The sequence below is a fragment of the Thalassotalea mangrovi genome, assembly GCF_005116735.1.
Lineage (GTDB): Bacteria > Pseudomonadota > Gammaproteobacteria > Enterobacterales > Alteromonadaceae > Thalassotalea_A > Thalassotalea_A mangrovi.
On the sequence record NZ_SWDB01000005.1, the window covers coordinates 60263 to 85009 of the forward strand.

Genomic DNA, 24747 nt, shown 5'->3' on the forward strand with positions numbered 1-24747 from the left:
GGAATTACTGCTTGTTATGCGACTTTGCTGGCAGGGCGGGTTTCAACATGAAACCCCTGTTGCTGATAACGGCGGTACCGTTTGCGAGCGAGTTGCTTTAACTCGTCCTGCTCTAACACAAAATCAATAATTTGAGAAAACTGTGGCGCGAAGTCAGGGACGTCGCTAGCCAGATTAATTAACACCTGTCTGGAAGAAGTGGGGGCGAGCCAGCTGATTTCAACGGGGGAACCCTGATTTCCTGCTTCTCCCGGCAGGTTATGTGGTACAAAGCTTTGTGCATCTAATGACCAGAGCAGTTCATCAAGCTGATGGGCACTGTCCTGGTCTTCGGTATAGATAAACACGCGTTTATTCTGACGAAAGGCCAATGTTGCCTGAGCGCATACGAAGCGCAGCAACTCTCGTTCACTGGACGTAGCCAATAAATAGAAGATGGCCTGTAAGGTCATTTATTCGCCTTGTTCCACGGCGCATCGGTTGATCAAAAACTGGGTCAGCATACTGACCGGGCGACCGGTAGAGCCTTTGTTTTTGCCACTGCGCCATGCGGTACCGGCAATATCTAAGTGCGCCCAATGGTATTTCTTAGTGAACCGTGCCAGGAAACAGGCGGCGGTAATTGTGCCCGCAGCACGTCCACCTAAATTGGTAAAATCGGCAAACGGACTTTCCAGTTGCTCCTGGTAATCATCCCATAACGGTAAACGCCAGGCTCTGTCACCACTTTGCTCAGACGCATTTAATAATTCATGCGCCAGTGGGTTATGGTTACTTAACAGACCTGTAGCATGAGCTCCAAGGGCAATCACGCAGGCACCGGTTAAGGTTGCCACATCAATCACCAGCTCTGGCTCAAAACGTTCTACATAGGTTAATGCATCACACAATACCAGGCGGCCTTCGGCATCGGTATTAAGAACTTCAACCGTCTGTCCCGACATCGTGGTTAGTATGTCGCCTGGACGATAGGCATTGGCGTCCGGCATGTTTTCACAGCCAGCAAGAACACCGATGACGTTGATTGGCAGATTTAATTCTGCCAATGCATGCATGGTACCAAGGACGCCTGCGGCTCCACCCATATCGTATTTCATTTCATCCATGGCTTCGCCAGGTTTTAGCGAGATACCACCCGAGTCGAACGTCAGGCCTTTACCTACCAACACGATTGGCGCCGCATCTTTGCTACCACCCTGATAGTGGATAATGCTCATCAGTGATTCATTGATGCTGCCGCGACCAACGGCCAGGTATGAGCCCATACCCAGTTCCTGCATCTTCTCTTCATTGACCACTTCCGCGGAAATTTTTTCATATTGTCCGGCCAACGCATTTGCCTGTTCCGCCAGATAGGCTGGATTACAAATGTTCGGTGGCAGGTTTGCCACATCTTTACATTCTTTAATACCAGCAGAAATGCCTAAACCATGAGTGATTGCTCGCTCGCCAATCGGTAACTCGCGACGGGTAGGAACGTTAAAGACAATTTTTCGTAGCGGTCGACGCGGCTCTTCCTTGCGAGTCTTTAAACAATTAAAGCTGTACAGGCAATCCTGGGTTGCTTCTACCGCCTGACGCACTTTCCAATAGCTATCCCGGCCTTTAACGTGCAATTCTGACAGGAAACACACCGCTTCCATTGAACCGGTTTCATTGAGGGTGTTAATGGTTTTGGAAATGATTTGTCGATACTGACGTTCATCCAGCTCCCGCTCTTTACCACAACCAACCAGTAATACGCGCTCGCTTAAAATATTAGGGACCTGATGAAGCAACAGCATTTGTCCGGATTTGCCTTCCAGATCGCCGCGGCGTAGCAGGTTAGAGATATAACCACCACTTATTTCATCCAATTGCTCAGCGACAGCAGATAAACGGCGTGGCTCATATACACCGACAACAATACAGGCACTGCGTTGTTTTTCCGGGCTACCACTTTTTACACTGAACTCCATGAACACTCCTAATTTATGGTTAAATACAAATTTCGGGCTTATATTGTCGCCACATGCTTGCTAAAATCTGTTGCCAGAAGATAGACTTAAACCGACAGCAAGCTGGCTTCAGGCTATTATTATAGCCAGATTCCCTCACTTGGCGGCATATTAGCCATATTAATTTTTTATAAAAACGGTAAGTTTACTTAAAAATCCTTTAGTTGTCAGAAAAAAACTAAGTTTTTTGGATTAAATCTGTGATTATTATTCGATATTTATTAGGCGAAGTCAGTCGCACACAACTGGGCGTTTTTCTGGTTTTAATGACCATCTTTATCAGCCAGAAGTTTGTGCGGGTGCTGGGGGATGCGTCCGATGGCGGTATCCCCGGTGACATGGTGATGACCTTTATCGCCCTCACTGTTCCGCACCTGATTGGCATCATGTTACCTCTAAGCCTGTTTTTAGGCATTTTACTCGCTTACGGTCGCATCTATGCGGAAAACGAAATGACCGTATTTCACGCCTGTGGCGTCAGTGAGTGGTATGTGGTTCGGGTGACCCTGATAGCGGCACTGATCACCGCATTGATCACCGGTGCATTCACCCTTTACTTATCGCCACTGGCAGCAGAGAGTGAGTATCAGGTGAAAGAAAAACTGGCTAAGGATATCGGCGTATCGGCACTGGTGCCAGGGCGCTTTCAAAAAACCTCGAATGAAAAAGCGGTGGTTTATGTGCGCGACATAGATAAAGACAACCGTTTACAACAGGTATTCGTGGCCCAGCTTCCCGACGAGGAAATTGAAACCAATAAAAGCGATAAAACCAGCCTGATTTATGCCGCAAATGGTCGGGTGATTGAAGAAGAAAACGGTGAACAACGGCTGATGATGGAAATGGGCAATCGCTATCAGAAAAACAAGTCGACCGGTGAATTTGAGACAGTTAACTTTGGCAAATATGAAATGCAGATTCAGGAGCAGAAAGTCGAGCATAAACGACGCAAACTGACGGCACTGCCGACGCTGGAATTAATGAAAGACCCATCACCTCAGGCGGTCGCTGAAGTCCAATGGCGCTTCTCATTTCCGTTATCAGTGATGATATTAACCTTGATTGCAGTGCCGCTGAGTGTGGTAAACCCAAGACAGGGAAAATTTGCAAAAATGTTTCCAGCGCTGTTGTTGTTCCTTTGTTATTTTCTGCTATTGACCAGCGGTCGCACCGCGATTGAAGATGGCGTTATTGCTCCATCGGTTGGCCTGTGGCCGATTCATCTCATCGCATTTTTCCTCGGTTGGACGCTGTTGTTGCGCAGCCGCAGCAGTGGCAAAAAAATAAAAGCAAGACTGAAAGGGCGCTAAGGCATGAGAATCCTCGACTTTTACATCGGCCGGGTTATCGCCTCGACGACATTTATCACCCTGGCTGTGCTAGTCAGTATTTCCGGCATTATTAAGTTTGTTGAACAAATGCGTGCGGTAGGGCGGGGGAGTTATGATCTCGCCGATGCGGCGCTATATGCCCTATATTCGGTGCCCAGAGATCTGGAAATATTTTTCCCTATGGCGGCACTAATCGGTGGCCTGATTGGCCTCGGGATGCTTGCTAATAATTCCGAACTGGTGGTGATGCAGGCGGCCGGATTATCGAAACTACAAATCATTAAATCGGTGATGAAGTCTGCCGCGCTGCTGATTATCTTATCGATGGCGATAGGTGAATGGGTAGCACCTGAGGGAGAGAAAAACGCCCGGGAACTGCGCGCCAGGGCCATCTCCAGCGGTAGTCTGATATCCGCGAAAAACGGGGTCTGGGCAAAAGATGGCGACTTTATCGTGCATATTACCGAGGTTCAGGATACCAACAGCTTATCAGGCCTGGCAATTTATCGATTCGATAGCCAGTTTAAAATGTCATTATGGAAGAATGCCGACACCGCTATCTGGCAACCGAGTGACAAAAAGTGGCTTCTCGCCGACGTGGAAATATCCGAACTTACCGAAAAGAAAATTACTACAACGCGCAAAGAAAGTGAGCTGTGGCGATCCTCATTAACGCCGGATAAGTTAGGAGTGGTGACCGTAAAACCTGAGTCTTTATCGGTTTCCGGATTGGTCAGTTACCTCGATTATCTGGCCGAAAATAATCAGGAAAGCAGTCGCTATCAGTTGGCATTCTGGCGTAAGCTGATGCAACCAATCACCGTCGCCGTCATGCTTCTGGTGGCGTTATCCTACATTTTTGGTCCGCTTCGCAGTGTGTCGATGGGCGCGCGTATTATGATGGGGATAGGCACGGGCATTAGTTATGATTTCCTCAACCGTATGTTCGGCTCAATGAGCCTGACATTCCAGTTTCCGCCGATCATTGGCGCGATTGTGCCGAGCCTGTTGTTTGTAGCTATTGCGGTGTATTTACTGCAGCGAAAAGCATAAACGGGGAAGGTGGAAAGTGTATGGTGGAAGTTAAAGGTGGTAGGAGGAAAAACGCTGTTAAGTTTGCGTCATATCCTGCTACGACAGGATATCTAAGCCCAACGCCCTGTGAAGGTTGCAGACTAAGCAGCCTAGGCCGAGGAATATTCCGTTGTCGATAGACGCAATTCGGTTTTTTCATTAAACTTCCCAGCAAGTTATTCTAAAGTCTTTCACAGAGCGTTCCATCGTGACCAATCAGCAATCACCCGCAGATTCTTTAAGTTATATGAGCCAGTCCGGTTATCCCCGGGCAGGCTTTCGCCGTCGCTTTGGTTCCTGGGGTTATGATGTATTAGTGGCCATTGCCGTTTATATGTGTGCCGGTGCCATTTCTTTTGGTATCTTTGGCGCTTTGTTTTCTGCCGGAATTATCGATAACCAGGGCTTTAGTCATCCTATCGATTTACAACAAAACTCTTTGCTTTGGTCAATACTGGTTTATCTGTGGAACCTTGCCTGGGTAAGTTTTTTCTTTATCTATTTCTGGGCTCGCAGCGGCCAGACGATTGGCATGCGTGCCTGGCGACTACGAGTTCAAAATCGCGATGGCAGCTTGATTTCAAAAACGACCGGAATCAAGCGCATCGTATTCACCTTACTAGGGCTGGGCAATTTGCTCGTTATTTTTGATCGCAGAAACAAACTCTCGTTACAGGACAGATTTACCGATACCGAAGTGGTGGTTTTGCCGACGGTTAAATAATTCAAATTCAGTTAAATTAGAGCGTCATTCTGGTGGAGACCGGAATCTAAGTTTGATAAAAGTCCTTCGTCGTATATTTCTTGCGCAGATAGACTTAAGGGCAAAGAAAACACTTGCGCGGGCGTTATTCTTTCGTATAATGCCTCCCATCAACAGACAATGTTGATGCACGTGTTGCCGGAGTGGTGGAATTGGTAGACACGACGGATTCAAAATCCGTTGCCTTTGCGGGCGTGCCGGTTCAAGTCCGGCCTCCGGTACCATAATTAACCTGCTGATTTTAAGCAGGTTTTTTAGTTTATAGAGCTTCCAAATTATTACCCAGCCTTCTATAAAGGCCTCCATGTGTGACGATTTTTTGCCACATCCTGACCTTTCTCCCGATTTTGACACTACCTATTTTTTTGATTACATTCACTGTCGCATTGTATTCAAATGCAGTAACCTCGATTGATTAATTATGAGCAAAGCAACTACCTCAAGTCCCGATTCCGATCCGAATGAACAATTAGACGTCATCTATTTTGCTGGCGGGTGCCTTTGGGGGGTGCAAGAGTTTCTCAAACATTTACCTGGGGTGAAACAGACAGAAGCCGGTCGAGCGAATGGTACAACCCAATCTACCAACACTCCGTATGATGGCTATGCCGAGTGCGTGAAAGTTGTATTTTGCCCGGAAGACGTGTCGATTCACTCACTGATGGATTATTTCTTTGAAATTATTGACCCCTACAGCCTCAACCGGCAGGGCGATGATGTTGGCGTGAAATATCGAACTGGCGTATACAGTGAAACCCCTAGCCATCTTGAGCAAGTGAAGCGTTATATTGCTGCCCGTCAGGATAGGGAAAAAATTGTGGTAGAAGTGCTGCCATTAGTGAATTACGTGAAAAGCGATGATGAGCATCAAGACCGATTGACTCGCTTTCCAAACGATTATTGCCATATTCCCTTCGACTTATTACACAAATACAAGCGCTAAAATAGCGGCTGGAAGGGACGGAATTGTAAAAAAAGCCTCTATCGGATCTCATCTGTCCTATAGAGGCTTTATCATAGCTACTTAAGCACTACAAAGTTAAAGCTGCTGTTTTTTTCGACTCTTTACCCGTTTGCCAATCATCAGCGCCGCAACAATGGCACAAGAGCCAAGCGCGAGTTTTATTAAGTCTTTAACTGAGACATCATCAGCTTCGCCAAATACAAACAATGACGCAAACATGGCCAGTGGTACAACGGCGTTATTAAAGGCCGATAATGTACCGACGGTTGTTTTGGTGCCGCCTTTATTCCAAAAGAAGAACCCAAGCCCGGATGCAATAAACCCGAGATAGATCAGTACCGCCCATTGTTTGGCGTTTGCTTCCAAGGGGACCGGAGATTGTTTAAAGACAAGCAAGGTAATGACGGAGGTAAATAACACTGCCCCCAGATATAACAGGCCGAAAATGGCACTATCATTTACCCCTGGTCTGGATTCTCTCCAGTTGCGGTAATACACCTGACCAAAGGCGAATGATAGATTGGCGACTTGCATTAAACCAAAGCCCAACCAAATATTTTCAGTGGTAAATTGTTCCGTCTTTATGATGGCTGCACCGAGCACAGATAATGACGCGGCCAACAGATACCAGGGATTGAATTTACGCTTGCTTAAGTCGTAAATAATGACCACGTATAATGGTGTCAAAACACTAAATAGCGCCACTAAATGTGAAGGCAGGTAGCGAAAAGCGAACATATAACAGGTATACATAACCCCAAACTGCACCGCCCCTAAAGCCATCAGTTGGCCTTTTTCCACCGCGGTAGTTTGACTCAGCTTTAAAAATGGCAAAAAGACAATCGCAGCCAGCAAAAGACGCATATCGGCGATTTGCATCGGATCAATACCTTTTAGCGTATTGCCAATCAGGCCAAAGGAGAATGCCCAAATCAACGTTGTTATTGTTAAATACTGCATCTAACGGTCTATTCTTTTGCTGTTATTGTTTTCGGTAACGCAAGGGAAGCCATTACCAGTGATAATTGACGGTAGCCGAAAATTGATCGCCTCGTCCAGGCGTTCCCGGAATTTCTTCAAACGATTCATCCCACAAATTATCAACGGCTAGTACGATATCCAAAGCATCAAATTGAGCCGGAGCGTAGGTCAGGGTTAAATGGGTAAACAGGGCGCTGTCATCGCCTTTTCGCAGTGCATTGTCTTCCTGCTTACGCCATTCATTGTCAATTCTAATTTCTACGGTCTCACTTGGCGACCAGGTTGCCCCCAAGGTAACACGATGCGGTGGATAGTTTAACGCGTAAAAGCTCGCATCAATGTTTTCTCCAAGGTAATTTTCAGATTTATCGAGGAAAGTATAACTTGCCACCAAAGTCACAGAATCGAGAGATTTGATTGCAATAAATTCAAGCCCCAGGGTTTCAATATCAACCTGGTTTGCGGTGCGAGCTGAGGTTGAATCAAAACTGTATGTCCAATCGGTCAACTCATTATCCCAACGATAAAAGATGGCTGAGTCCAGGCGCCAATCCAGTTTGTCTAAAGACAGGCCAAGTTCCAGGTTTTGACTGCTTTCCCGTTGCAGATCATAGTTACTTCTAAACAGTCCACCTGTTTCACTGCCGCCAATTGCGGAATAACCAGCTACCTGGGTAGCTTCAGCGTAAGAAAAGTAAAACGTGCGGGTGGAGTTATCGGCATTGACGGTAAATAAAGAAACGTCACTGATCACTGAAAACCTGGAGTCATCGCGATTTGTGTCGTCAAACGCACCACCTAGTCGAAATGTCAGGCTTTGACTGTTTGTCAGTTGTTTTTGGTACTCAGGCACAATGCTGAATTTATAGTAATCGCGAGAGGTGAAATTATTTTCCAGCGAGGTCGATTCAATCTCATCTGCCATAAATTGGCCAGCATAGTTAATAGCAATATCGCTATTGATATGATGATTGCCCGACCATGCCAACGACTTAACGTCAGTTTCATGAAAGGCCTGGAAAATCTCAGGGTTTTCCCTTGAATAAACGTAGTGATCATTGTGTTTACGATAATAAGCAGACACTTCGAAACTGCTGTTTGTCGCGTATTCCTGCACGTGATTTAACATCAACAACCGTGTTCTCAGGTCTTCGGTCTCATTCACATTCCACGGGGTATACATGTTAGGCCAGCCAAAGAACTTTTCCTGGTAACCGAAAAATAGATCGGTTTGAGAGTCACTGTCGATGCGCTGAATACGAGCTGATGCTCGCTCAAACTGATGATCACCGTTTTCGATGGTCCCGTCACTTTGCGAGCGAGAGTATTCAACTTCGGCGCCCCAACTCCCATTTTTTGAATCGTCGGGCCATCGATAAGCGCTATAGATACGCTGAATATTAAATCCGTTATTGCCTGCACCAACCGATAAACCACCACCTGTTTGAATTGGTTTCCATTGGTATGATACGGTGCCTACAGAACTATTTACCCCATATAACGAATTGTTTACGCCGGTTAAAACAGACGCTGGCGTTAACATTTCAGGCGCAATTGGAATTTCTGCAAAATAGTGGCCAGTTTGTGGGTCGTATAAGGTGTTGCTGCCTACTCTGAATCCGGTATTTTCAAAAATACCACCACGAATGCTTATGTCTGCCTGGGCTTCAGCCATGTTGCGCGACTGCAAATCAACGCGGGGATCATACTCCAGGTTCGATATTGGCGCGGCAAAGGTGCCAACGGGAATGGTGTTCGCTGTTGCTTTGCCTTCCACGGTGATGTTTTCAATATCGTCTAATCTTGTATCGCCATTGGTTGATGCCAAAGAGGCCATAGAGATCGCACTGAATAATAAAGTGTTAACAGCTCGAAGCATTACCTTTCCTTTTACCCTTTTTGTTAATAAGCCGTGCGTTTTGTCTGCCTTTTGCCTGGCGAAAAACGTTGAATTAGTCGCCGTTAAAGGAGAAACAAAACCACTTAGTGAGTGTTGTCATATATGCTAAGGCGGGGGATTATACTGAGTTAGAACAAAGGAAAATACGGTTGCCATACAGTTGGTTTACAAGTGACTTATTTTTGTTCACTTGATTGCTGTAGGGTATATAAAGGGATTTATGGTATGTCGTGATATCACGGACGACAATATCACGACCAAGTACATCCATGACACTCATGCATCAATCCATCCCTGTGATGCAATCGTCAGTATGTTCCGGACTCTGCCGATATTATAGGCAATCTACATCGAATTCCCTGTGCAAACCCTCCCTTGCTACCATCCATGGTACGGGAGGAAAGATACATGGACGTATTGAATGTCGAGATATCATGGATGGCAATATCTCGACTAAGCACATCCATGGCACCCATGCATCAAGCCATCCCTGTGATGCAGGGTACCTACATCCCCGTAGGCAAAAAAAAAGCACCTCATAGGAGGTGCTCAAAAAACTATAAAAAACCAAGGAGAAATACTCATTTCACAGAGTAAGAGTCACGGTAATCTGAAAAGTTCAAAAATTTAAAAAAAAACATCAAAAAAATTTTGTGATTCTGGCAAACTAATGGAAAAGCTAAGTAAAAATAATAACTTCAAGCGACAATGAATATTAAAAGAACAACTCTCTGTGCGATTTCCCTGTTGTTACTCTCGGCGTGTGCAACACCTCCACCACAAAATCCGGAAAATATCTGTGAGATATTTCGTGAGCATCATCATTGGTATGAAGGCGCGAAAGATATGCAGGAGCGATGGGGGGTACCAATTCATGTGCCGATGAGCATGATGTACCAGGAAAGTTCGTTTCGAAGTGACGCCTTACCGCCCAGGGATTATCTGCTTGGCTTTATTCCCTGGGGACGAGTTAGCACGGCATATGGATTCTCTCAAGCGAAAACGTTGACCTGGGAAGACTACATCCGTGATTCCGACAATAGTGGTGCCGATCGCGATGACTTTGCGGATGCTATTGATTTTATGGGCTGGTTTATTGCCAAAACCCAGAAAGTGAATGGCGTATCGAAATGGGATCCCTATAACCAGTATCTTAATTATCACGAAGGCTGGGGCGGGTTTAAGCGCAAAACCTATGCAAAAAAATCCTGGCTTCTCCCTGTGGCAAGAAAAGTTGAGCGCCGGGCGATTACCTATTCGGGGCAGTTAAAAAGCTGTCGAGATGAATTGGATAGCAGCTGGTTGTGGCGGGTGTTGTTCTACTAAACCGTGAATATCTTCACGGTTTAGAGCGGTAAGTTTCAAGCTGTAAGCTATAAGCTATAAGCTGTAAGAGTTAGCTTTCACCTTTAATTTCCTGGCTGCTAACCTTCTGGGTAGTCAGCCAGAATCAAGTCTGCGCCTTTAGCGGCAATCATCATGGTCGGCGCGTTGGTGTTGCCACTGACAAGGGTAGGCATAATCGATGCGTCTATGACTCGCAAGCCGCTCAGCCCCCGCACTTTAAGGGTCGAATCAACAACGGCCATATCATCATTACCCATTTTACAGGTACCGACCGGGTGATAAATATTGTTACTTTTTTCGCGGATAAAGTTGGCTATCTGCTCATCGCTTTGTACCTGCTCACCAGGAAATATTTCTTTGACATTTTTCGCTGACAGAGGCGGCTGTGACAGCACCTGCCGGGATAATTTGACCGCTTCTATCATCAGTGCCATATCATCCGGGTGGGTTAGCATCTTTGAATCGATAACCGGCGGCGTGGCGATATCGGCCGACATCAGGCGGATCTCCCCCCGACTTTTAGGCCTGAGGATGCAGGTGTGTAATGTGGTACCCTGGACACCATACATTTTCAGGTTACGGCCATGATCGTCCATAGCACCGGCGATAAACTGCCACTGTATATCCGGGCGATGATCCAGCCCCTTGGAAGCAATGAAGCCTCCGGTTTCGACCAATGAAGTGGTAAAGATGCCACGCTTTTGTCGAACATATTCGACCGCGTGTTTTGCAAGCCACCACAACGATGACGGTAGGGCACTGATCAGATCGCTGCGGCTTTGCTGATTTACCAGACAAACATCAGGGTGATCCTGAAGGTTTTTACCGACTCCTTCGAGCGCCTTAACAATAGGGATCTGCAGGGTATCGAGCTGCTCTTTTGGGCCCACGCCACTGACCATCAGTAATTGCGGGCTATGAATCGCTCCGGCGCAGACAATCACTTCTTTAGTTGCTCTTAACTCGACGGTTTTATTGTTGTCCTTGTCCGATTCTAACAACTGATTTTGCTGAAAACGTACACCAGTAGCACGTTCACCATCGAATAATATCTTTTCTACCCGGCTATACGAAAGAACGGTCAGGTTCTTGCGGGAAGAGGCTTGTTGTAGAGGATAAATAAAAGCATCGGCGGCGCTGTGACGCTGACCATTTTTCTGAGTTACCTGATAACGGCCGATGCCGGATTGTTGCTTGCCGTTAAAGTCTGGATTGAAAGGGTAGCCTAGAGACAGAGCCGCATCGATAAATTCCTGTCCAATCGGATGATTAGAGCGAGAGTCAGTAATATTGAGTTCACCACCTTGACCATGATATTCATCTTCAATGCGCTGTTGGTGCTCGATGGATTTAAAGTAGGGTAGTAGTTCGTCATAGCTCCAGCCCTCATTACCCTGTGCCGCCCAGTCGTCATAGTCCTGGCGATCACCACGAATATACAACATCGCATTTATCGCACTTGAACCGCCTAACCCTCGCCCCCGTGGATTATAGATGCGCCGGTTTGCCTGACTCGGTTGCACTAACGTTTCATAACCATAATTATATTTAGGAATGCGAAACAGTAATGGAATTGCCAAGGGAGTTTTAATGAGCGGGCTTTGATTACGTCCGCCGGTTTCCAGTAAACAGACCTTCAGATCGCTGCGCGCAGACAAGCGATTTGCCAGAACACATCCTGCCGAGCCACCGCCAATGATTATGAAATCGTAATCCATAAGTTACACATATCTATTAAGTAAGTGCTTACTGAACCGTATTGGTTTATTCAGGAATGCACCGAAACGTAATAACAGTATGAAATTTAATGGAATTGGTATCAAGCTTCTCGTTTATTTTGATCGAGTTTAGGAAAGAGGGAAGGTGGGAGTATGGGGTGGAAGAGGAAGTCTAAGGTGGAAGTCTGAGGTGGAAAAGCCGGGAGTTTCTTCCACTCCCACCTTCCACCATAACACTTCCTGCTACTGCTCCTGAAAATGCTCGATCATCACGCGTACGGTTTTCACCATATTGCCATCGACTTCAATGATCTCGATAGGATATCCTGCAATTCGCATACTGATATTCGGCTGCGGGATTTCTTCCATATATTCCAGGATAAGACCGTTCAAAGTTTTCGGACCGTCGGTCGGGAAATTCCAGTCCATTTCTTTATTAATATCACGGATATTGGCACTGGCATCGACCAGGTAGCTGCCGTCCGGCTGTTTGTGAACTTCTTCGCTGGGCGCCGGTGTCAGGGTCGTGGTGAAATCGCCAACGATTTCCTCGAGAATATCTTCCAGCGTTACCAGCCCCTGGATATCGCCGTATTCATCGACAACCAGGCCAAGGCGCTCTTTTGCCCGTTGAAATTTTAGCAACTGAACATTGAGTTGGGTGCTCTCCGGAATAAAGTACATTTCCTTTACGGCCCGCAACAGCGACGCTTTGGTAAACTGACGTTTGGACAATAACTTTACCGCATCGCGCATATGCACATAACCGACCACATCATCGATGTTATCGCGGTACAGGATTACCCGTGTATGACTGGCCTGTGTCAATTGCTTCTGGATGACTTTCCAGTCTTCATTGATGTCGATCCCCTGAATTTCATTACGTGGGATCATAATATCTTCGACCGTGACTTTCTCAAGATCGAGTATGCTGACCAGCATGTCCTGATCTTTTGCTGGCAATAATGCCGCCGACTCGTTTACGACAGTACGCAACTCTTCCGAGCTCAGGCTATGTTGTTCGCGTTGTTCCGGGCTGATACGTAATAAAATCAGGATACCGTTGGTGATCCAGTTAACCGCTACCACCACCGGATAGAATAGCTTTAATAATCCTTTAAGAATGATAGAGCTGGGGAATGCGACTTTTTCGGGATGCAGGGCAGCCAGGGTTTTCGGCGTTACTTCAGCAAAAATAAGGATGACCATGGTTAATACTAAACCGGCAGTGAACTCTCCACCGACACCTAATAATCGCGCACCAATCTGACCGGCAATAATGGAGGCGAAAACATTAACCAGGTTATTTCCAATTAAGATCAGGCCAATGAGCTGATCCGGTCGCTTGAGCATACCACTGACGCGCTTTGCCCCTTTGTGATCATTTTCTTCTAGATGCTTTAAACGGTAGCGGTTGATGGACATCATACCGGTTTCGGAACTTGAAAAATAAGCAGACAGCAGAATTAATACAGCAAGTATCGCAAACAGCATACTTGTAGAGATATCGTCCAAAAAGGGGGTCCTATATTGCTTAACAGATAGTCAGGTAATTGACGGGTATTCTACCAGTAATCAAACCTGAACGCCTACGATAAAAGAAACTCTTTGACAAATCTACTGCCAAAGTAGGATAAGGTCAGGATCGCCGTCGCGATAATGGTTAAAATCATAATGCGATGACCACGCCAACCCAGCTGAAAATGTCCCCATAAGCTAACCACGTACAGTGCCAGGGCCACCAATGATAATACGGTTTTATGCAGATTATCTTTGGCAAAAAAGTTATCGATAAACAGGCCACCTAAAAATTGAGAAGCAATCAGTAATACCACGCCAGTAATCAACAACCGGAACAACTGCGCTTCAACTTGCATTAGTGGGGGCAAATGGTTGACGGCATTAATGTTTTTACTTTTGAGTTTGTAGTTAATAAAGTTGACCTGGATCGCAAACAGGGTGCTAATCACCAGAACGCCAAATGCCAGTAATGCCAGGCTGATGTGCAATACCAGAATCAACTTAGACGGGTCTATCGCCAGGGCATGAGTATCCGGAATCAGCGAGGTGATCACTAAAAATGAGCCAGCAAAGGTGTAAACCCCGGGTAAGATCAAATTGATCTTCGCCCGTAATGACAACGCCGTCACGGATAAAGCAATAATCAGGGAAACCAGTGAGGTAACATTAAACAGGCTGAAGTTAACCTGTGACTGGGAAAAAATTAATCCGCTAAGCAACACACAATGACAAACAATGGCCGCACACCCCAGGGAGAAAAACAGTTTTGGGTTAGGACCCTGGGCTTTAAACAGGCGGCTATATACGGTAATCGCCGCAGCCAGGTATAACAGGGCAGTAATGATTGAGAGGACCGGAGTCATGGTCTTTGTTTGCTCCAACTCAGGAATTATTGTTAACTGAATGATTTCAGAATGTTGTCACCAATACTACCAGAAACGAACGGCAATTCTACGGGAAATTAATGATTCAATAGCCGCATGCGCAGTGGCTTGATGGCACAAACGATTAACAGGATTGAACAGGTGCTGGCAAACCAGGTTGGTAACAGTTGATGACTGTGGCTCATCTGCTCAAAAATATTGATATTAAAATATGCCAGGCAGGCATCGAGCAACAAGCCAAAGGTGATGGATGATATGACGATACCCGTTAAGTAAAAAAACAATACCCGCGCGCCCATTTCATTGCGAATCACCCCTAAGGTAGAGATATTCGTTGCCGGTCCCGCCATCATAAATACCAGCGCTGTACCCGGTGAGATACCGGCCATAATCAAACCTGCGGCTAACGGTGTTGAGGCCGTGGCACAGATATACATAGGCACTGAAATCAGGATCATCAACAGCATCGCGATGATACCGCTGCCATATTGCAGGAGGAAGTCGGTTGGTAGAAAGGTACGAATAACGGTAGCAAAGAGCAAACCGATGAACAACCAGAGTATTAAATCATCCAGTAACTGGGTAAACGCATAACGAACGCCAGTCCCCAGCTTAGTAAAAATGCCGGCCATCGCATCACTCGTGGTAGCTGATGATTGCGAAGATACGGTCGTTGTTGTCGCACAACAGTTATCCTCGTTCATTGCTGCTGTACTGATGGTTGATGTGCCGCAACAAGGCGCCAGCTTGATTTCTGTGTTACCGTTAGTCACTGTAGTTGCACAATGGGATTTATTGTTCGAATCATCGCTTGAATTAACGTTGGAAACATCGTTTAGCTGATGCGTCGGTTGAGAGGCGCCTTGTGGAGTTGAATGACTACTGCAGCATGTTTTGTCGTCTTTTACTGACCGCAATGACTGAGCCTTTTGTGTATGCTTTTTTGTTCCTTGAGCCACCAAAAAACCGGTAAATATTGCCGATGTGATTGCGGCAATGGGACGGTAAATCGCCATTACCGGTCCAAGTAACGCATAGGAGACCGAAACTGAGTCGACACCGGTTTCAGGAGTTGCTACCAAAAATGATGAGGTCGCCGGCGACGACGCGCCAGAGCGGTGTAACTGGGTAGCGACCGGAATCACCCCGCAAGAACAAAGAGGCAAGGGGGCACCGATAAATGCCGCTTTGACCACGGCTGATTTTCCCTGGCCGAGGTGCTTACTCAATACCTGCGTAGAGACCAAAGCTTTCATCAAGCCAGCAATAATCAAACCCAGCAGCAACCAGGGGCTTGCCTCGTTGATGATGGCGATGAAATTGTTGATTAACAGCTGCAGGGTTTCCATTTCGACATGCTACCTTGGGTTAATATTATCGGTTTCAATTGTACCGCAGTTATACCAATCATACTAAGTTTGTGCACAACTCAGAGTTAGGGCCGTAAATGGGCCTCTGATAAACTCCCTTCGGGTGATTTTTAAAGGCGTTTATCCGGCGTTACTGATTTTGACAATGGAATGACCATTCTCTGCAATCAAAGCCTTGTCTAAACGCCTTTAAATTCTCACTGAGTGAGCAATAATTTAATATGATTGGTATTATCTGGTTAGATCGTAAGGAAAATGTAATATCGGTGCAACCTAAGCGTGAATTGTCGTATTCTGGGGGCTGTTGACCTTTCGTGATGAAATATTATTCAATAGCAGGCCGCTAATGAACGAAATTGTCACAATAAGTGTAGATGTATTGCTATTAACCATTAAAGATCAACAGCCCCCTAGTGAAAATAACCGAAGAACCGGGTACAGGTGAAACAATATACTTTCGCTTCTGTGTCGTCACGGTATAATGGCAGCATAAAACTGTAATGCTACCAATGATAAGTTTGGGTAACCCATGTTTGAAAATCTTTCCGATCGATTAACCCGTTCGCTGAAAAATATCAGCGGTCGAGGTCGTCTGACAGAAGACAATATTAAAGATACGTTACGTGAAGTGCGTATGGCCCTTTTGGAGGCAGATGTTGCTCTGCCGGTAATTCGTGAATTTATCGCCAATGTAAAAGAGCGCGCGGTCGGTCAGGAAGTAACGAAAAGTCTGACCCCTGGGCAGATCTTTGTCAAAATCGTACGCAGCGAACTTGAAGCGGCGATGGGCAGTGCCAATGAAGCACTGGATTTAAAAGCCACACCACCAGCCGTTGTGCTAATGGCAGGCCTGCAGGGTGCAGGTAAAACCACGTCAGTGGGTAAACTGGCTAAGTTTTTAAAAGAGCGCGAGAAGAAGAAAGTTCTTGTCGTCAGTGCCGATGTTTATCGCCCGGCTGCGATCAAACAGCTTGAGACTCTGGCGGAAGAAATTGGCGTTGAGTTTTTCCCGAGTGATATCTCGCAAAAACCGGTCGCCATTGCCGATGCTGCAATCCAGCATGCAAAAAAACAATTTTTTGATGTGGTGTTGGTCGATACCGCCGGTCGTTTGCATGTCGACGGCGAAATGATGGATGAGATCCAACAGCTTCATAAAAATGTCGATCCGGTAGAAACCTTATTTGTTGTCGATGCGATGACCGGTCAGGATGCTGCCAATACGGCGAAAGCATTTAATGATGCACTGCCACTTACCGGGATCATCCTCACCAAAACCGACGGTGATGCCCGTGGTGGTGCGGCGCTATCGATTCGTCATATTACCGGCAAGCCAATTAAATTCCTTGGTGTTGGTGAGAAAACTGACGCGTTGGAGCCTTTCCACCCGGATCGTGTTGCCTCCCGAATCCTTGGTATGGGTGACGTATTGTCACTGATCGAGGAAGTTGAGCAAAAAGTCGATAAGAAAAAAGCCGAGCAGCTGGCCAAAAAAGTGAAAAGCGGCAAAGGCTTCGATTTAGAAGATTTCCGTGAGCAACTGGTGCAGATGAAGAGCATGGGTGGCATGATGGGACTACTCGATAAATTGCCAGGTATGGGCAATATGTCGGATCAGGTAAAAGGTCAGCTTGACGATAAAATGACGGTACGTATGGAAGCCATCATTAATTCCATGACCCCAGCCGAGCGCCAGCGTCCGGACATTATCAAGGGATCACGTAAGCGTCGTATCGCAGCCGGATCCGGCACTCAGATTCAGGACGTCAATAAATTGCTGAAGCAATTTACGCAGATGCAGAAAATGATGAAGAAGATGTCAGGCAAAGGCGGAATGCAGAAAATGATGCGCTCCATGCAGGGCATGATGCCACCAGGCATGGGCGGAGGCGGAGGCATGTTCCGCCGCTAACGATATAAATTTCAAGATGTCGACTCATGGTTTGACTCGGCATCCTGATAAATTAAAACCGAAGTGCATCGCTTCGGTTTTTTCTTAATTTTTTTTAAGGTATATTCAGAGCATATGGCGCTTACCGATTTCCTGATAACGCGTCCACACTCATCTGAAAAGAACAAAAGGCGTGGCAAACCGTGCATTTGATTAAGTCTCTAACCTGTTTATTAGGCCGGGATAATGGCGAACGCTTCCTGGCGATTGTAACTTCGACACTATTATTGTTTTTCATCCTTGCCAGTAATCTGTTTACCGCCTGGTGGGCGCAACTGATCTGGGCCGTGCCGAGCGTAGTGATGGTGTTTTGCACAACCATGCGACGGGTGCGCGATGCCGGTAGAAAGATTGGCCTGGTATGGCTCTTCGTCGGGCTTACCGGGTTGTCCTTGTTATTGCCAACCTTGTTACCGTTAATCACGCCACATTGGGGGGCATACTCGCCATTATTAATGGTGGTATTTGTCGGCCTTTACCTGTTTAGCCTGCCTGCAAAAGATCATCAGCGCTACGGGCTGGGTTATGTTGGTCCTATCGATTTGTCAGCATTTGCAAGCACGGAAAAAGTATCAAGTCGGCCGTTAAATGCCCGGGTTGAGCCTGTGTTATTTGCCCAGACGAATTCAGCACATCCGTATCAGGAGTCAATGGCGCAAAATCCACAGGATGAATATGCCCAGCGTCTGGCCAGGCAACAGGTTTCCGAAATTGCCCAATGGCGCCAGGATTTGTATCAGTGGTTTAGTCAACATCGTAAACTGAGCTGGAGCCTGGGGACAACCCTGAGCCTTTGTATTGCTACTGCGCTGGCCTGGCCATATCTGCCTGCAGGAGAGCAATCACCAACAGAGACCGCCGCATTAATGATGCCGGTGATGGCAAGTCAACACAGCGAACGTAATCATCGCCTGGCAATGCCGGATGATTTTTACCTGTTGCTCAATGAACACAATGGCCTGATTGTTCACTGGCAAGCTGATATTCAGCGAGATGGTGAAATCTGGTCGCTGGCTTCGGCCACCGGTGACGATACCTGTCAGTTCGTTGAATTTAATAATGGCGATAAAATTCGAGCCTTGAATGTTACGGTAGAAAATGGCGGCGATTATTTTGCTAACTTTTCACCGCTGGATACTCATACCCTGGTTGAATCACTCGCCAATCGCGGCAACTTTGGCTTATGCGGCTATACCTTCTCGTTAAAAGGGTCCTTAAAAGCATTGTCATCGCATCCCGTCTATTTAGACTTGGTTGATTAGAGATTAACGAGTGCCCACTTATTATTTGTTGTGAGCATCGCTTAGACATAAAAGGAAAGGCTAGCTACTGAGGAGCTAGCCTTTTTTGATTATCAGGGGTTACAACGCAGCTTTTTTTGGCGAACTTACCCGTCAGCCTTTTCTTAGTAACCGATTCTTTACCTGGGTGACTCGGTCTCGGCTAAGAATTTTATTGCCCAAGGCGGTGAGTATGGAACCACTCACTACCAGTACCGCACCGATATAAGCTAGGGTATTTAACGACTGGGCGGTGACATGCTGCGGAAATAACTGCTCAGCTATGGTCGCAAACAATACCGTTAACAGTGGCGTGATTGCCAACACGGCGCTGACTTTTGATGCGGGCCAGAATTCCAGTGACTTGGCAAAACTACCATAGGCAATCAGCGTATTGGCGCAGCAAAACAGTAATAACATTAGCGCAATCCAATCAAAGCTGGCAATTTGCATTGGGCTTGATACTGGCAAAAAGAAGAAACTGCTCAGAACATAAATCACCCACATGATCTGGGTCGAGGAAAACTTCTTCAGCATTTGCTTTTGCATAATTGCATAGACAGCCCAGGTTAGTGACGCGCCAAGCATGATCACAAACCCCATCAGAAAATCTTCGCGAGCCAGAGCCGCAGATTGACTGAACTGTTGATTGAAAAACATCACCAGACCTGTAATGAGTACAAACGAGCCGACCATCTGGCCACGCGAAAATGCCTCTTTTAAGAAGATTACACTGCCTAATAGCATCATCAGCGGCGCCATCTGGATTAACATCTGCGCCGTTTCTGCCGGTACAAAGTACAGGGATGATAAGTACAGAATATAATTAAAACTAAGAAATACGGCGGCTATCGTTAGTGGTTTCAGCCATGATTTATCGACAGTGAACAGCGCCGGGATCTTATTCTTATGTTTTAAACTAAAGCCGACCAGTATTGCAGCGAACAGAAATCGATACCAGGTAATGGTGTAAGCATCCATTAACTCAAGGACAGTACGTAGGACTAACGGCAGTAGTCCCCACATAATGGCGGTAATTAAGGCGAGCATCAGCCCTTTAATATTGTCTTGCGAATGAGCGACCATCGTATGTATTTCGCTGAAAAACTGAACAAGGAAATCAAGGCCGGAGATTCTAGCCCAGTTCGTTGGGAATAGCTTGTATTTCGTTAGAAATTTGTTCGAATATGTTCATTAAGGTTGCTTTTTCTCAGTAAAAGCGTAAAATCTGCGAGCTTTTCTTACCCCTGTGGTGAGAAAGTGTCTGGAAATCGTTTTACAACTTATTAAATAGAGGACGGTATGGTTACCATTCGTTTAGCACGTGGCGGCGCCAAAAAGCGCCCATTTTACCAAGTAGTTGTTGCTGATAGCCGCAACTCTCGCGATGGTCGTTTCATCGAGAAAGTTGGCTTCTTCAACCCAACTGCACAAGGTCAGGCGGAAAAACTTCGTTTAGACCTGGACCGTATCAACCACTGGGTTGGTCAAGGTGCAAACTTATCTGATCGTGTTGCTAAATTGGTTAAAGACGCACAAGCTGCGGCTTAATCGATTTATCAAATAATTGTTACTGGGCAAGGTTATGGAAAAAGAAATCATCCTCGGAAAAATCGGTGCTGTTTACGGCATTAAAGGGTGGTTGAAGATCCATTCGTTTACCGAAGAGCCAGAAGCAATTTTCGATTATAGCCCCTGGATTCTGAATCTGGGTGGCAACAAGCAAAATGTCGAAGTAAGTGAGTGGCGACGCCATAATAATGGTTTGATTGCCAAGTTTACCGATACCAATGACAGAAATGACGCACAATTGCGCACCGGTGCCGAAATTATCGTATCCGATGAGCAGTTACCAGAATTACCGGAAGGTGAGTTTTACTGGCGTGATTTAATTGGTATGGATGTGGTCAATGAACAAGGTTATAACTTTGGTAAAGTGGCCGACATCATGGAAACAGGCTCCAATGACGTTTTGGTTGTTAAAGCTAACCGCAATGATGCGTTTGGCAAAAAAGAAAGGTTAATTCCTTATTTGGAAGATCAGGTGATCAAATCCGTATCACTTGATAATAAACAAATTGACGTGGACTGGGACCCAGGTTTCTAACTCGATGGCTAATGAGACAATGCGGTTAGAGGTGATAAGCCTTTTTCCTGAAATGTTTAACGCTATTACCGAGTTTGGGGTGACAGGCAGGGCAATACGCAACGGGTTGATTGAGTTCCATACCCGGAATCCAAGAGACTTCGCCCATGATAAACACAGTACCGTTGATGATCGTCCTTATGGCGGTGGTCCGGGAATGTTGATGATGGTGCAACCACTGCGTGATGCTATCCATGCTGCCAAGGCAGCGGCGGGTGGCGATGCCCATGTGATATATTTGTCACCGCAGGGACGTAGACTGGATCAAGCAGGCGTACGTGAATTATCGCAGCACAAGAATATTGTCCTGATTGCAGGGCGATATGAAGGCATAGACGAGCGATTAATCGAGTCGGATATCGACGAAGAGTGGTCGATCGGTGATTACGTGTTAAGCGGCGGAGAAATTCCGGCGATGACGGTAATCGATGCTTTGGCGAGATTTGTTCCTGGCGTATTGGGGCACAATCAATCGGCCGAACAGGATTCATTTTCTGACGGTTTACTGGATTGTCCACATTACACCCGACCAGAGTTTCTGGATGACAAATCGGTACCGAAAGTCTTGTTAAGTGGCGATCATGAACGTATTCGCAAGTGGCGATTACAGCAGTCTCTAGAAAGAACCTGGTTACGACGTCCTGAATTATTGACAGATCTAGCTCTGACTGATGAGCAGGAAAAAATGTTAAGCGAGATTAAAGCGAAGCATCAATCCGGCAATAACTAGCAGTGTATTCTAGACAAAAGGTATAATTATGAGCAATATCATTAAGCAGCTCGAACAAGAGCAAATGAAAACTGACGTACCAGCGTTTGCACCTGGTGATACTGTAATTGTTAAAGTTAAAGTAAAAGAAGGTGACAAAGAACGTCTTCAAGCCTTCGAAGGTGTAGTAATCGCTAAGAAAAACCGTGGTTTGCATTCATCTTTCACCGTTCGTAAGATTTCTAACGGTGAAGGCGTAGAGCGTGTATTCCAGACACATAGCCCGCTAGTAGCAGAAATCGCTGTTAAGCGTCGCGGTGATGTGCGTCAAGCTAAGCTTTACTACCTACGTGAACTTTCTGGTAAGAAAGCGCGTATCAAAGAAAAGCTGGCTAAGTAATCATTACTTAATCGCTTCTGAAAAAGCCCGCATTGATGCGGGCTTTTTTGTACGTGATTATATATGTTGCTCCAGTATATTGGTTAAGTTAAAACTTCTAACAAATTTCTTTCCCGTCAACGACGCAAGGCAAGCCTTAGGTTGCCATTTTCACCGCTTTTTGAATCAAATTCGAGTTTACCGATAAAATAATGACAACGTTGTCATCTTGTGTTTATACTGATTATCCTTTATTAGTTAAATCATAAAACCCCGATTTTTGAATCGTTGAGTGTTGGGGAATTTCAATAGCAACAATAAGTTATATGGAAGCTGTTGAATGGATTATTAAAAAAACAAATGATTTTTAGCGGGAAGACCATGGAATTAAAACCTTTTTATCCGGTGAGCGACAAAGCCAAAGCCCATTCATATCTTAGTGAACATGATTATAAGCAGATGTATCAGCAGTCGATTGAGCGACCCGACGAGTTTTGGGCGGAGCAGGCCAATACATTTATCGACTGGTACCAGCCCTGGGAACAAGTTTCCAAAGTTGACTATCACCAGGCGCAAATTCAGTGGTTCGCGGGCGCGAAATTGAATGTCAGTTATAACTGTATCGATCGTCACTTGCCTGAGCGCGCCAGTCAAACTGCAATCATTTTTGAAGGCGATGAGCCCGGTAATAGCCACCATGTCAGTTATCAGGAGTTATCCGATCAGGTAAACAAGTTTGCCAATGTCCTGAAAAGCCGAGGCGTGAAAAAGGGCGATCGGGTGTGTATTTACATGCCAATGATCGTTGAAGTTGGCTATGCGATGCTGGCCTGTGCCCGGATTGGCGCAGTGCATTCCGTTGTTTTCGGCGGCTTTTCAACTGAGTCGATAAAAACCCGCATCTTAGACGCCGATTGCCAGGTAGTTATCACGGCCGATCAAGGTATGCGCGGTGGTAAGGTTATCCCATTAAAAGATAATGTCGATGCCGCCGTTGCCGATTGTCCGAATGTTCATTCAGTTATCGTGGTCGAGCGAACTGGCGCAGATGTTAACTGGAATCCCGCAATTGATGTTCATTATGAACAGGCGATGGCACAAGCCGACTCTTTCTGTGAACCGGAAATCATGGACGCTGAAGACCCTTTATTTATTCTCTATACCTCCGGTTCTACCGGTAAACCGAAAGGTGTTTTGCACACTTGCGGTGGTTATATCCTGTACGCGTCGATGACCCATAAATATGTGTTTGACTATCGAGATGGCGAAATTTACTGGTGTACTGCTGATGCCGGTTGGATCACCGGTCATAGCTATATCTTTTATGGTCCGCTGGCTAATGGTGCAACAACCTTAGTGTTTGAAGGCGTACCAACCTATCCGGATGCATCACGCTTTTGGCAGGTCATTGAAGAACACAAAGTTAATGTGTTTTATACCGCACCAACCGCGATTCGCGCATTAATGGGATTAGGGGATGAGCTGGTTAATAAACAGGATTTATCTTCACTGCGTTTGCTCGGTACCGTTGGTGAACCGATTAACCCGGAAGCCTGGCATTGGTACTATGAAGTGGTTGGTAAGAATAATTGCCCAATCGTGGATACCTGGTGGCAAACCGAAACCGGCGGTGTGTTAATTACCACCTTACCCGGATCGTCTGGGATGAAACCGGGCGCAGCAGGTCTGCCTTTCTTTGGGATCAAACCGGCAATTTTAGATGCCGATGGCAATGAGCTTGAAGGTGAATGTCGTGGCCGCCTGGTACTAACCGGAAGCTGGCCGGGACAAATGCGCACCGTGTATGGCGATCAACAACGTTTCTATGAGACGTATTTTTCTCAATATCCGGGTTATTACTTTGCTGGTGATGGTGCTAAGCGCGATAAGGATGGCTATTACTGGATTATCGGCCGTATCGATGATGTGCTAAATGTTTCCGGGCACCGCTTAGGGACAGCCGAAATTGAGAGCGCTCTTGTGCTGCATCCAAAAGTCTCTGAAGCGGCAGTTGTTGGCTATCCGCATGACATCAAAGGTCAGGGTGTGTATGCCTATGTAACCCTGATGAAGGGCGAGCAGGGCGATGCAGGGCTGGATTCTGAGCTGAAAGACTTGGTTGCTAAAGAGTTGGGAAGTTTTTCCAAACCAGATTTACTGCAATGGTCGCCGAGCCTGCCGAAGACCCGCTCCGGTAAAATTATGCGCCGTATCCTGCGTAAAATCGCCGAGAATGAGCTGGATAACCTTGGTGATACCTCGACCCTCGCCGATCCCGGCGCCGTCGATGAGCTGATTGAGAATCGATTGATTCGGTAGTTGAAAAGGCAGAGCTGACGCTCTGCCTTTTTGCTATAAAATCAAGGGGTCAGAGTCTGTAGGATCCCCACAAATTTATAACGCTTCATAGCCGAGTCCTTCGCTCTGGTTTT

Annotated in this window: 21 protein-coding genes and 1 tRNA gene; 13 read left to right on the forward strand and 9 right to left on the reverse strand. The window is 46.2% G+C overall.

Going from position 1 to position 24747, the window contains the following annotated elements; all coding sequences use genetic code 11:
* Positions 1–14: 14 nt before the first annotated feature.
* Both E8M12_RS03045 and pepA read right to left on the reverse strand, forming a co-directional pair.
* Entirely contained in the window at positions 15–452 is a 438-nt protein-coding gene (locus E8M12_RS03045) for a DNA polymerase III subunit chi (protein WP_136734613.1), read from the reverse strand.
* Positions 453–1958, reverse strand: coding sequence for a leucyl aminopeptidase (gene pepA / locus E8M12_RS03050; RefSeq protein WP_136734614.1), 1506 nt, complete (start codon positions 1956–1958; stop codon positions 453–455).
* A gap of 239 nt (positions 1959–2197) precedes the next feature.
* On the opposite strand from pepA, the gene lptF reads away from it, so the two are divergent.
* The 5 genes from lptF to E8M12_RS03075 all read left to right on the forward strand — a co-directional run bounded on the left by lptF (position 2198) and on the right by E8M12_RS03075 (position 6108).
* A complete protein-coding gene (gene lptF / locus E8M12_RS03055) occupies positions 2198–3307 on the forward strand; it encodes an LPS export ABC transporter permease LptF (RefSeq protein WP_136734615.1) in 1110 nt (369 codons plus the stop codon).
* 3 nt (positions 3308–3310) lie between these two features.
* Positions 3311–4381, forward strand: coding sequence for an LPS export ABC transporter permease LptG (gene lptG, locus E8M12_RS03060; protein WP_136734616.1), 1071 nt, complete (start codon positions 3311–3313; stop codon positions 4379–4381).
* Positions 4382–4610: 229 nt separating this feature from the next.
* On the forward strand, positions 4611–5126 hold the full coding sequence (locus E8M12_RS03065; RefSeq protein WP_246033993.1) for an RDD family protein: 516 nt from the start codon (positions 4611–4613) through the stop codon (positions 5124–5126).
* A gap of 176 nt (positions 5127–5302) precedes the next feature.
* Positions 5303–5389: transfer RNA gene (locus tag E8M12_RS03070), tRNA-Leu, on the forward strand.
* A 197-nt stretch (positions 5390–5586) separates the two neighbouring features.
* Positions 5587–6108, forward strand: a complete 522-nt coding sequence (locus E8M12_RS03075) for a peptide-methionine (S)-S-oxide reductase (RefSeq protein WP_136734617.1) — start codon at positions 5587–5589, stop codon at positions 6106–6108.
* Positions 6109–6204: 96 nt separating this feature from the next.
* On the opposite strand, the gene E8M12_RS03080 is transcribed toward E8M12_RS03075, so the two are convergent.
* Both E8M12_RS03080 and E8M12_RS03085 read right to left on the reverse strand, forming a co-directional pair.
* Entirely contained in the window at positions 6205–7089 is an 885-nt protein-coding gene (locus E8M12_RS03080) for an EamA family transporter (protein WP_136734618.1), read from the reverse strand.
* A gap of 52 nt (positions 7090–7141) precedes the next feature.
* Entirely contained in the window at positions 7142–8989 is a 1848-nt protein-coding gene (locus tag E8M12_RS03085; RefSeq protein WP_136734619.1) for a TonB-dependent receptor plug domain-containing protein, read from the reverse strand.
* Between the two features lie 729 nt (positions 8990–9718).
* Here E8M12_RS03085 and E8M12_RS03090 point away from each other — a divergent pair.
* Positions 9719–10336 (forward strand): transglycosylase SLT domain-containing protein, encoded by a 618-nt coding sequence (locus tag E8M12_RS03090; protein ID WP_136734620.1) that lies wholly within the window; start codon positions 9719–9721, stop codon positions 10334–10336.
* 98 nt (positions 10337–10434) lie between these two features.
* Here E8M12_RS03090 and E8M12_RS03095 read toward each other — a convergent pair whose 3' ends face one another.
* From E8M12_RS03095 to E8M12_RS03110, 4 genes are all read right to left on the reverse strand, one after another.
* Entirely contained in the window at positions 10435–12075 is a 1641-nt protein-coding gene (locus E8M12_RS03095) for a GMC family oxidoreductase (protein ID WP_136734621.1), read from the reverse strand.
* A 243-nt stretch (positions 12076–12318) separates the two neighbouring features.
* On the reverse strand, positions 12319–13590 hold the full coding sequence (locus E8M12_RS03100; RefSeq protein WP_136734622.1) for an HlyC/CorC family transporter: 1272 nt from the start codon (positions 13588–13590) through the stop codon (positions 12319–12321).
* A 74-nt stretch (positions 13591–13664) separates the two neighbouring features.
* Positions 13665–14459 (reverse strand): cytochrome C assembly family protein, encoded by a 795-nt coding sequence (locus E8M12_RS03105; RefSeq protein ID WP_136734623.1) that lies wholly within the window; start codon positions 14457–14459, stop codon positions 13665–13667.
* Positions 14460–14557: 98 nt separating this feature from the next.
* Entirely contained in the window at positions 14558–15829 is a 1272-nt protein-coding gene (locus tag E8M12_RS03110; RefSeq protein ID WP_136734624.1) for an SO_0444 family Cu/Zn efflux transporter, read from the reverse strand.
* Positions 15830–16379: 550 nt separating this feature from the next.
* On the opposite strand from E8M12_RS03110, the gene ffh reads away from it, so the two are divergent.
* Complete coding sequence (gene ffh / locus E8M12_RS03115) at positions 16380–17762, forward strand: signal recognition particle protein (protein WP_136734625.1); 1383 nt, start codon at positions 16380–16382, stop codon at positions 17760–17762.
* A gap of 188 nt (positions 17763–17950) precedes the next feature.
* Entirely contained in the window at positions 17951–19063 is a 1113-nt protein-coding gene (locus E8M12_RS03120) for a hypothetical protein (RefSeq protein ID WP_136734626.1), read from the forward strand.
* 132 nt (positions 19064–19195) lie between these two features.
* On the opposite strand, the gene E8M12_RS03125 is transcribed toward E8M12_RS03120, so the two are convergent.
* Entirely contained in the window at positions 19196–20167 is a 972-nt protein-coding gene (locus E8M12_RS03125; RefSeq protein ID WP_136734627.1) for a DMT family transporter, read from the reverse strand.
* Positions 20168–20383: 216 nt separating this feature from the next.
* On the opposite strand from E8M12_RS03125, the gene rpsP reads away from it, so the two are divergent.
* The 5 genes from rpsP (at position 20384) to acs (ending at position 24634) form a co-directional block, all read left to right on the forward strand.
* Positions 20384–20632 carry a 30S ribosomal protein S16 gene (rpsP, locus tag E8M12_RS03130; RefSeq protein WP_136734628.1) on the forward strand — a complete coding sequence of 83 codons (249 nt, stop codon included), beginning with the start codon at positions 20384–20386 and terminating at the stop codon, positions 20630–20632.
* 34 nt (positions 20633–20666) lie between these two features.
* Positions 20667–21188 (forward strand): ribosome maturation factor RimM, encoded by a 522-nt coding sequence (rimM, locus tag E8M12_RS03135; protein WP_136734629.1) that lies wholly within the window; start codon positions 20667–20669, stop codon positions 21186–21188.
* A gap of 19 nt (positions 21189–21207) precedes the next feature.
* A complete protein-coding gene (gene trmD, locus E8M12_RS03140) occupies positions 21208–21957 on the forward strand; it encodes a tRNA (guanosine(37)-N1)-methyltransferase TrmD (RefSeq protein ID WP_136734636.1) in 750 nt (249 codons plus the stop codon).
* 28 nt (positions 21958–21985) lie between these two features.
* A complete protein-coding gene (gene rplS / locus E8M12_RS03145; protein ID WP_136734630.1) occupies positions 21986–22336 on the forward strand; it encodes a 50S ribosomal protein L19 in 351 nt (116 codons plus the stop codon).
* A gap of 360 nt (positions 22337–22696) precedes the next feature.
* Entirely contained in the window at positions 22697–24634 is a 1938-nt protein-coding gene (gene acs, locus E8M12_RS03150; RefSeq protein WP_136734631.1) for an acetate--CoA ligase, read from the forward strand.
* Positions 24635–24747 lie beyond the last annotated feature (113 nt).

What these genes read in the sequence shown, in the direction of transcription:
- E8M12_RS03045 (WP_136734613.1), bottom strand. Translation starts at nt 452, where the DNA reads ATGACCTTACAGGCCATCTTCTATTTATTGGCTACGTCCAGTGAACGA.
- pepA (WP_136734614.1), bottom strand. Translation starts at nt 1,958, where the DNA reads ATGGAGTTCAGTGTAAAAAGTGGTAGCCCGGAAAAACAACGCAGTGCC.
- lptG (WP_136734616.1), top strand. Translation starts at nt 3,311, where the DNA reads ATGAGAATCCTCGACTTTTACATCGGCCGGGTTATCGCCTCGACGACA.
- E8M12_RS03075 (WP_136734617.1), top strand. Translation starts at nt 5,587, where the DNA reads ATGAGCAAAGCAACTACCTCAAGTCCCGATTCCGATCCGAATGAACAA.
- E8M12_RS03080 (WP_136734618.1), bottom strand. Translation starts at nt 7,089, where the DNA reads ATGCAGTATTTAACAATAACAACGTTGATTTGGGCATTCTCCTTTGGC.
- E8M12_RS03085 (WP_136734619.1), bottom strand. Translation starts at nt 8,989, where the DNA reads ATGCTTCGAGCTGTTAACACTTTATTATTCAGTGCGATCTCTATGGCC.
- E8M12_RS03090 (WP_136734620.1), top strand. Translation starts at nt 9,719, where the DNA reads ATGAATATTAAAAGAACAACTCTCTGTGCGATTTCCCTGTTGTTACTC.
- E8M12_RS03095 (WP_136734621.1), bottom strand. Translation starts at nt 12,075, where the DNA reads ATGGATTACGATTTCATAATCATTGGCGGTGGCTCGGCAGGATGTGTT.
- E8M12_RS03105 (WP_136734623.1), bottom strand. Translation starts at nt 14,459, where the DNA reads ATGACTCCGGTCCTCTCAATCATTACTGCCCTGTTATACCTGGCTGCG.
- E8M12_RS03110 (WP_136734624.1), bottom strand. Translation starts at nt 15,829, where the DNA reads ATGGAAACCCTGCAGCTGTTAATCAACAATTTCATCGCCATCATCAAC.
- ffh (WP_136734625.1), top strand. Translation starts at nt 16,380, where the DNA reads ATGTTTGAAAATCTTTCCGATCGATTAACCCGTTCGCTGAAAAATATC.
- E8M12_RS03125 (WP_136734627.1), bottom strand. Translation starts at nt 20,167, where the DNA reads ATGGTCGCTCATTCGCAAGACAATATTAAAGGGCTGATGCTCGCCTTA.
- rpsP (WP_136734628.1), top strand. Translation starts at nt 20,384, where the DNA reads ATGGTTACCATTCGTTTAGCACGTGGCGGCGCCAAAAAGCGCCCATTT.
- rimM (WP_136734629.1), top strand. Translation starts at nt 20,667, where the DNA reads ATGGAAAAAGAAATCATCCTCGGAAAAATCGGTGCTGTTTACGGCATT.
- trmD (WP_136734636.1), top strand. Translation starts at nt 21,208, where the DNA reads ATGCGGTTAGAGGTGATAAGCCTTTTTCCTGAAATGTTTAACGCTATT.
- rplS (WP_136734630.1), top strand. Translation starts at nt 21,986, where the DNA reads ATGAGCAATATCATTAAGCAGCTCGAACAAGAGCAAATGAAAACTGAC.
- acs (WP_136734631.1), top strand. Translation starts at nt 22,697, where the DNA reads ATGGAATTAAAACCTTTTTATCCGGTGAGCGACAAAGCCAAAGCCCAT.